Source organism: Pseudomonas sp. NPDC088885 (assembly GCF_044750025.1).
GTDB lineage: Bacteria > Pseudomonadota > Gammaproteobacteria > Pseudomonadales > Pseudomonadaceae > Aquipseudomonas > Aquipseudomonas rustica.
Map to the genome: position 1 here is coordinate 48,004 of NZ_JBIVJB010000029.1, position 8,647 is coordinate 56,650.

Annotated in this window: 7 protein-coding genes; all 7 read right to left on the bottom strand. The window is 59.5% G+C overall.

The features are described 5' to 3' along the window. Window positions 1–61 precede the first annotated feature (61 nt). On the bottom strand, window positions 62–2,092 hold the full coding sequence (locus ACIP1X_RS14430) for a pyridoxamine 5'-phosphate oxidase family protein (RefSeq protein WP_400753021.1): 2,031 nt from the start codon (window positions 2,090–2,092) through the stop codon (window positions 62–64). Between the two features lie 45 nt (window positions 2,093–2,137). Then, window positions 2,138–2,764, bottom strand: a complete 627-nt coding sequence (locus ACIP1X_RS14435) for a glutathione S-transferase family protein (protein ID WP_212550286.1) — start codon at window positions 2,762–2,764, stop codon at window positions 2,138–2,140. 104 nt (window positions 2,765–2,868) lie between these two features. Beyond that, on the bottom strand, window positions 2,869–3,795 hold the full coding sequence (locus ACIP1X_RS14440) for a LysR family transcriptional regulator (RefSeq protein WP_400753024.1): 927 nt from the start codon (window positions 3,793–3,795) through the stop codon (window positions 2,869–2,871). A 285-nt stretch (window positions 3,796–4,080) separates the two neighbouring features. Continuing rightward, window positions 4,081–5,913: a glutamine--fructose-6-phosphate transaminase (isomerizing) gene (glmS, locus tag ACIP1X_RS14445; protein WP_400753027.1), complete on the bottom strand. Its 1,833-nt coding sequence runs from the start codon at window positions 5,911–5,913 to the stop codon at window positions 4,081–4,083. A 2-nt stretch (window positions 5,914–5,915) separates the two neighbouring features. Further along, complete coding sequence (locus ACIP1X_RS14450) at window positions 5,916–6,692, bottom strand: DeoR/GlpR family DNA-binding transcription regulator (RefSeq protein WP_400753030.1); 777 nt, start codon at window positions 6,690–6,692, stop codon at window positions 5,916–5,918. Window positions 6,693–6,920: 228 nt separating this feature from the next. Then, a complete protein-coding gene (glmU, locus tag ACIP1X_RS14455) occupies window positions 6,921–8,288 on the bottom strand; it encodes a bifunctional UDP-N-acetylglucosamine diphosphorylase/glucosamine-1-phosphate N-acetyltransferase GlmU (RefSeq protein WP_400753032.1) in 1,368 nt (455 codons plus the stop codon). Between the two features lie 116 nt (window positions 8,289–8,404). Continuing rightward, window positions 8,405–8,647, bottom strand: a 243-nt coding sequence (gene atpC / locus ACIP1X_RS14460) for an ATP synthase F1 subunit epsilon (RefSeq protein WP_400753035.1), incomplete at its 5' end; no start/stop codon positions are given.

An 8,647-nucleotide genomic window follows, 5' to 3' on the forward strand; every position in this document is an offset into this window, starting at 1 on the left:
GCTGACAACCCGCCTTCGCGAGCAAGCCCGCTCCCACAGGGGTTTTGCGGTGGGTTCGGGATTACAGGTCGAGCACCAAGGGTTGGCTGCTCTGCGCCGGCACCGCACAACAAATCAGCACATGCCCCGCCTCCGGCATATCCGCCGGCACCTGTGGATAATTCACCGCGCCGCTGACCAGCCGCGTCTTGCAGGTTCCACATGAACCACCTCGGCAACTGAACTCCGGACGCAATCCACGGCTCTCCGCCAGTTCCAGCAAACTGCCACCATCCGGCTGCCAACGCGCCTCTTTCGCCGAACGCTCGAACACCACCGGAACCGAAGTGGTCGCTACGGGCGGTTGCTCAATCACGATTGCATCCGGATCGGCCTGACGTTTCAGCGTCGACGGGCCAAAGGTTTCCGCATAAATCTGCGCGTCGCGTACATCCAGTTCGCGCAGGGTGTCGTACAGCCCTTGGGTAAAACCACCGGGGCCACACAGGACAAAATCGATCTGGTCGAAATCATCGACCTCCAGCACATTCCTCAACACCTCGCCGTCAATCCGCCCCGGCAAATCGAAGTCCGCACCTTCCTGCACATCGGCTTCCGGCTGGCTGAGCAAACGCAACACCCGCACCGCATCGCCAGACGTTTCCAGCAAGCGATCCAGTTCCTTGCGAAAGGGTTGATCGGCCAGGCTGCGTGAACTCTGCAACAACAGCGTCGGACGAATCCTCCGCGTCCGTAAGCCTTGGTACACCACCTCGCGCAGCATCGACAGCAACGGCGTAATTCCCACACCGGCCGCCAACAACACCAACGGTCGCTGCTCCAGCGGTACGACGGTGAAATGCCCCTGTGGCGCACGCGCTTCGAGAACATCGCCGACATTAATCTGCTCATGCAGATGCGACGAAATCAGGCCCTCACGCTTGACGCTGATCCGGTAGAAACCATCCGATGGCGCACTCGAAAGGCTATAAGTACGAATGTGTACCTCGCCATCCACGATGAAACGCAGCGGCAAATGCTGACCGGCAAGAAACACCGGCAAACCGGCGCCATCGGCGGGCTCCAGATAGATCGAGCGAATGTGCTGACTCTCCGCTTCAATCTTCGTCACCCGCAGAGGCCGCCATTGATTGCCGAGTGCCTGCGCCTGCAAACGTGCGTCCGCCTCGGCCCAGTTACCGGTCAACAGACTGGTCGGCGACATGCCGTCGAAGCGCCAGCGCAACGCCAATGCCGCCGGGCGCCGCACCAGTTTTTCCACATCAAATGTCCACAGGCGTTCCGCGCCTTGAAACGCCTCGATTTGCGGGCCTTCGAGAATGATCTCGGTGCGCCCGCTGAGTTGCAGTACATCGCCTGTGGAAAAGTCGATGAACAGCAGGCCGGCCTTGGGGTTGAGCAATAAATTGCCGAGGGTATTGAAATGCAGATTGCCGGCAAAGTCGGGGATGGTCAGACGATTCCCTTCCACCCGTACGAAACCTGGCTGGCCGCCTCGGTGGGAAACATCCACCGCACGCTGACCATCAACATCGACATAACTGGCGACGAAGAACGTGTCGGCGCCTTCGATCAACGCCGTGGCCGTCTCATCGAGAGCGTCCAGATGCTGAGCCGGGCGGGTTTGCGGATCCGTCAGTGGCACGCGCTGAAACTGGCGCAACTGAATGTATTGCGGGCAGTTGCCGAAAGCCTGATCCACGCTGACGTCGAAACCCTGCGCGGTCAGATTATCGACATGGCCGTTGAGGCGATTGCGCCGGCGGGTGTGCAGTTCGATGCCGAGCAAACCGATCGGCTCGCCATTGCGCAGTTGCGCCGGGTCATCGCCCGAGGTTTGGCTGGCGAAATGCAGGTGCTCGGGATCCGGCGAATGAGCAAAGCCCGGCGCACCTTCAAGCACACTGGCCCACGGCCGGCCCTGCGCATCGACGGCGCCGTACAACATGAAGGGCAATTGCTGATAGAACTCACGGTGCTGATCCGGCATCCACGTGCGAATCACCTTACGCCCGAACGCCTCCATGCGTTCGGCAACCCCGACTTTCGCCTGCAACTGTTGCTCGCCAGCGTGCCACGGTGAACGTTCCATCACGACCTCTCCCCTGCACCGTCGGCACAGTGTGGATTGCGGGAATCAGACTGCGGTTTGCAGACCGGCGACGGTGCGCGGCATGCCGACAAAACCGGGCAAGGCTTCGACCCGGGCCAGCCAGGCGCGAACGTTGCCGTACTCATCCAGCGACACATTGCCTTCCGGCGCATGAGCGATGTAACTGTAGGCCGAGACGTCGGCGATGGTCGGTTCTTCGCCGGCCAGATACGGAGTTTTGCCCAGTTCGACGTCCATCACTTTCAGCAGGTTGTGCGCACGGGTGATGGCTTCATCAGCATTCAGTTGCGCGCCGAATACCGTGACCAAGCGTGCAGCAGCAGGGCCGAAAGCAATCGGCCCGGCGGCTGCCGACAACCAACGCTGCACATGCGCGGCACCGACCGGATCCGCAGGCAGCCAACGTCCGTTGCCATACTTCTGCGCCAGATAGACCAGAATAGCGTTGGAATCGGCGAGCACCACACCGCCGTCATCAATCGCCGGGACTTGGCCGAAGCTGTTGATGGCCAGATACGCGGGCTGCTTGTGCTCACCCTTGGCCAGATCGACGAAAATCAGCTCGGTCGGCAATTGCAGCAGGGACAGCATCAACTCGACGCGATGAGCGTGGCCAGAACGCGGGAAGTTGTAGAGTTTGATCGCTTGCATGGTCGACTCCGCTGAACAGGGGCGTCGCTGCGGGGATGAGCGCGCCGAGGGGGCCATCTTCCCCTGATCGCGAAAACAACAGAATCACCAGTAACTGCAAACGATTATTTCAGCTCGTGCAATAACGCTGCATTTTTCAACGCGGGATGTTCGCGCAAAGCCTGTACCGCGAAATCGACAAAACTGCGGATCCGCGCCGGCGCCTTGCGCCCGCCCTGATAGACCACATGGATCGGTAATGCGGGTAGTTCGAATTCGGCGAGGACGATTTCCAGTTCACCGGCGGCCACCTTGCTCGCCACCTGATAAGACAAGACTCGGGTCATCCCCAAGCCCATGGCCGCTGCCGTAATTGCAGCCTGATTGGCGGTCACGATCAGACGCGGCTCAGGTCGCACGTTGAATGGTTCGCCGCCGTCGAGAAACGGCCAGGTGCGTTGCTGGCCAATTGCTGAAGTCGCCACGACGGGCACGCCCGCCAACGCGTGTGGATGAACCGGCCGACCGTGCTGCGCGAAATAGGCCGGCGAACCACAAATCACCCGACGCACCTCACCGACCCTAATCGCATGCTGGCTGCTGTCGGGCAGATCACCGATGCGCACCGCCACATCGATACCCTCTTCGACCATGTTGACGATCCGGTCGACCAGCACCGCGTTGATCGTGACTTCCGGATACTGCGCGAGATAACCCGCCATCACCGGCGTCACAAACAGATCGCCGAACAACACCGGTGCCGTCACCGTCAATTGCCCACGCGGCTGCGCATGACTGCCCGCCGCCGAATCCTCGGCTTCCTGCACCTCCGCAAGAATTCTCCGACAATCCTCCAGATAACGCTGCCCCGCCTCGCTCAAATGCACACTGCGCGTGGTACGAATCAACAACTGCGTACCAATGCGCAACTCCAGCGCCGCCACCGCCCGCGTCACACTGGCCGCGGAAAGGCCCAAACGCCGCGCGGCCGAGGAGAAGCCCTGCTCTTGGGCGACGGTGGTGAAGATGTGCATTTCCTGGAAGCGATCCATCCAATACCTCTCAGCGGGGCGATAGGTTCTTTGGAAACGATTTCACCAGCGAATCAGATCGATTGGTATTTAGAAAGGGATCGACCGCTAAAAAGAATATGGCAATCGCGGATTTTTACTAAGCAATAAAATTCACTCAAATGCCCGTCTTATCTAGCTGCCGTGGTTTTTGCTCAGCAAGAATACGCGGATAATTTTGCGGGTTTTCGAAGAGGAAATTGGCAGACTCATAAAGCGGGGAAACAACGCAGGAGCAAGAAAATTCTCGCCCCCGCGTAAGACCAATTACTCCACCGTCACCGACTTCGCCAAATTACGCGGTTGATCCACGTCCGTGCCCTTCAGCACCGCAACGTAGTACGACAGCAACTGCAGCGGGATCGTATAGAGGATCGGCGAGAGGATGTCGTGGATGTGCGGCATCTGCACCACGTGGGTGCCTTCGCCGTTGGTCATCCCGGCTTTTTCGTCGGCGAACACGATCAGTTCGCCGCCACGGGCGCGGACTTCCTGCAGGTTGGATTTGAGCTTTTCCAGCAGTTCGTTGTTGGGCGCAACGGTGACCACTGGCATGTCGTTATCCACCAGCGCCAGCGGGCCGTGTTTGAGTTCGCCAGCCGGGTAGGCTTCAGCGTGGATGTAGGAGATTTCCTTGAGCTTCAAGGCACCTTCCATCGCTACCGGGAATTGCGCGCCACGGCCGAGGAACAGAGTGTGGTTCTTCTCGGCGAACAATTCGGCGATTTTTTCCACGGTGCTGTCCATCGCCAGCGCTTCGCCGAGGCGGGTTGGCAGGCGGCGCAGTTCTTCGACCAAATTGGCTTCAACGCCTTTGGCCAACGTGCCGCGAACCTGACCCAGCGACAGGGTCAGCAGCAGCAGGCCGACCAGTTGTGTGGTGAAGGCTTTAGTCGACGCGACGCCGATTTCGCGGCCGGCCTGGGTCAGCAGGGTCAGGTCGGATTCACGCACCAGCGAACTGATGCTGACGTTGCAGATCGCCAGGCTGGCGAGGAAACCCAGCTCTTTGGCATTGCGCAGGGCGGCCAGGGTGTCGGCGGTTTCGCCAGATTGCGAGATGGTCACGAACAAGGTGTCCGGCTGTACCACGACTTTGCGGTAGCGGAATTCGCTGGCCACTTCGACCTGGCACGGGATGCCGGCCAGTTCTTCCAGCCAATAACGCGCGACCATACCGGCGTGGTAGCTGGTGCCGCAGGCGACGATCTGCACGTTGCGCACTTTGGCGAACAGCTCGGCGGCTTGCGGACCGAAAGCTTGCACCAGCACTTGATCATTGCTCAGTCGACCTTCGAGAGTGCGCTGGACAACGGCCGGTTGCTCGTGGATTTCCTTGAGCATGTAGTGGCGGAATTCGCCTTTGTCGGCAGCTTCGGCACCGTCGGTGTACTGCACGGTCTGGCGCTCGACAGCGTTGCCGCTCACGTCCCAGATCTGCACATTATCGCGGCGAATTTCGGCGATATCGCCTTCTTCCAGGTACATGAAGCGGTCAGTGACCTGACGCAGCGCCAGTTGGTCGGAAGCGAGGAAGTTCTCACCCAGACCCAAACCAATCACCAACGGGCTGCCACTGCGCGCGGCCACCAGACGATCCGGCTGCTTGGCGTTGATCACCGCCAGACCATAAGCGCCGTGCAGTTCTTTGACGGTGGCTTTGAGTGCGACGGTCAGATCAGGCTGATCCTTGAGTTTATGGTTGAGCAGGTGAGCGATGACTTCGGTGTCGGTGTCCGAGGTGAACACGTAACCCAGTGCTTTCAGTTGTTCACGCAAAGCTTCGTGGTTTTCGATGATGCCGTTGTGCACCACCGCGATGTCGCCGGAGAAATGCGGGTGAGCGTTACGCTCGCACGGCGCACCGTGCGTGGCCCACCGTGTGTGGGCGATACCCAGACGGCCCACCAGCGGATGCTCGGCCAACGCGGCTTCGAGTTCGCTGACTTTGCCCGGGCGACGCATGCGCTCGAGGGTTTCGTCATTGGTGTACACCGCCACACCGGCGCTGTCGTAACCACGGTATTCGAGGCGCTTGAGGCCTTCGAGCAGGATGGCGGTGATGTTGCGTTCAGCGACTGCGCCGACAATTCCACACATGCTTATTTCTCCTGACTGACAGCCGCGCAAATCACGTTGATACCGCGGGCCTGGATCTGATCGCGTGCATCGATGGGCAGGCGATCATCGGTAATTAGGGTATGGATGCTGCTCCATGGCAGCTCCAGATTGGGAATCTTGCGGCCGATCTTGTCGGCCTCGACCATGACGATAACTTCCCGCGCCACGTCCGCCATGACCCGGCTCAAACCGAGCAGTTCATTGAAGGTCGTGGTGCCGCGCACCAGGTCGATACCGTCGGCGCCGATGAACAACTGGTCGAAGTCGTAAGAGCGTAGTACCTGCTCGGCAACCTGGCCCTGGAAGGATTCCGAATGCGGATCCCAGGTGCCACCGGTCATCAACAGCACCGGCTCGTGTTCGAGTTCGCTCAGTGCGTTGGCAACATGCAGGGAATTGGTCATCACCACCAGACCCGGCTGCTGGCCGAGTTCAGGGATCATCGCGGCGGTGGTGCTGCCGCTGTCGATGATGATGCGCGCGTGCTCGCGGATGCGTTTCACCGCCGCGCGGGCAATCGCCTGTTTGTATTTGGAAACGCTCTGCGCGGTTTCCGCGACCAGCTCCTGCGGCATGGTGATCGCCCCGCCGTAACGGCGCAGCAACAAGCCATGACTTTCAAGCGCGGCGAGATCCTTGCGAATCGTAACTTCAGAGGTTTCGAAGCGCTTAGCTAGCTCATCCACACTGACTTCGCCCTGCTCATTGAGCAAGGCGAGAATGTTATGGCGGCGTTGGGGTGTATTGCGTTTCGACATGGCGGCTTAAGTTTCGATTCGAAAGATAGCGGAAGCAATCAAAACCTATTGGCCATAAATCGTCAAGCGCGATGCAGAGTTTTTTCAGAACGACACAAACAAAAATGTGGGAGCGGGCTTGCTCGCGAAGGCGTCGTGTCAGGCACTGAATGTGTGACTGATAGACCGCTTTCGCGAGCAAGCCCGCTCCCACATTGGATTTGCGTGGTTAATCAGGCTGTGGATAACTCAGTCCTTTTTGATTTTCACCGGACGCTTCCAGCCATCAATGTTCTTCTGCCGCGCGCGACCAACTGCCAACTGCGCGTTATCCACATTCTGCGTAATCGTCGAGCCGGCCGCCGTGGTCGCACCGTCAGAGATATCCACAGGCGCGACCAAAGAATTGTTGGAGCCGATGAACACATCTGCACCCAACACGGTTTTCCACTTGTTGGCGCCGTCATAGTTGCAGGTGATGGTGCCCGCACCCACGTTGGTGCGCGCACCGATTTCGGCATCGCCCAAATAGGTCAAGTGACCGGCCTTCGCGCCCTCGCCCATGTGCGCATTCTTCAGTTCAACAAAGTTACCCACATGCGCGCGCGCTTCAAGCACGGTGCCCGGACGCAGACGCGCGAACGGACCGGCATCGCTGCCCTCGCCCATTACGGCACCTTCGATATGACTGTTGGCCTTGATCACCACGCCTTTGCGCAGGGTGCTGTCCTTGATCACACAGTTCGGGCCGATCACCACGTCGTCTTCGATAACAACGTTGCCTTCGAGGATCACGTTGATGTCGATCAGCACATCGCGACCAACGGTCACTTCACCGCGCACATCAAAACGCGCCGGGTCACGCAGGGTTACACCTTGCGCCATCAAACGACGGCCAGCGCGCAACTGATAATGACGCTCCAGCTCGGCCAGTTGTTTGCGATCATTGGCGCCCTGCACTTCCATCGGGTCGTGCGGTTGTTCGGTGGCCACTACCAGCCCATCGTTGACCGCCATTTCAATCACGTCAGTCAGGTAGTACTCGCCCTGAGCGTTATTGTTCGACAGGCGGCTCATCCAATCGGCCAGACGATCGGCCGGGACGGCGAGAATGCCGGTGTTGCCTTCGGTGATTGCGCGCTGCGCTTCGCTGGCGTCTTTGTGCTCAACGATGGCCGCGACCTTGCCCTCGGCATCGCGCACGATACGGCCGTAACCGGTCGGGTCGTCGAGTTCGACGGTGAGCAAACCCATCTGCCCCGGCACCACATGCTTGAGCAGACGTTGCAGGGTTTCGACTTCGATCAGCGGCACGTCACCGTAAAGGATCAGCACGGTGTCCGCGGAAATGAACGGTACGGCCTGAGCGGTGGCGTGGCCGGTGCCCAGTTGCTTGTCCTGCAGCACGAAATTCAGATCATCAGCCGCCAGGCGTTCACGCACCACATCGGCGCCATGGCCAATCACTACATGGATGCGTTGTGGATCGAGTTGGCGGGCGCTGTGGATAACATGGCCCAGCATGGAATTGCCGGCAATCGGGTGCAAAACCTTCGGCAGGGCCGAACGCATACGAGTGCCTTGACCGGCCGCGAGGATAACGATTTCAAGAGACATGACTGGCTACCAATCCTGGGTGGTCAGCAACTGCGACCGGGTTTGAATTCGGAAAAAGAAAAAAGGGTAGCCGAGGCTACCCTTTTTTATCAATCGCACAACAAGCGGCTGACGGATTAACCGCCAAACTTCTTGCGGATCTGCTGGACGGTGCGCAGCTGAGCTGCAGCCTCGGCCAGACGAGCTGACGCAGCGCTGTAGTCGAAATCAGCGCCCTTTTCATGCAGAGCATGCTCGGCAGCCTTGAGAGCTGCTTGAGCCTGAGCTTCATCCAGGTCGGCAGCACGTTGCACGGTATCGGCAAGCACTTTGACCATGTTCGGCTGAACCTCGAGGAAACCACCGGAGATGTAGAACAC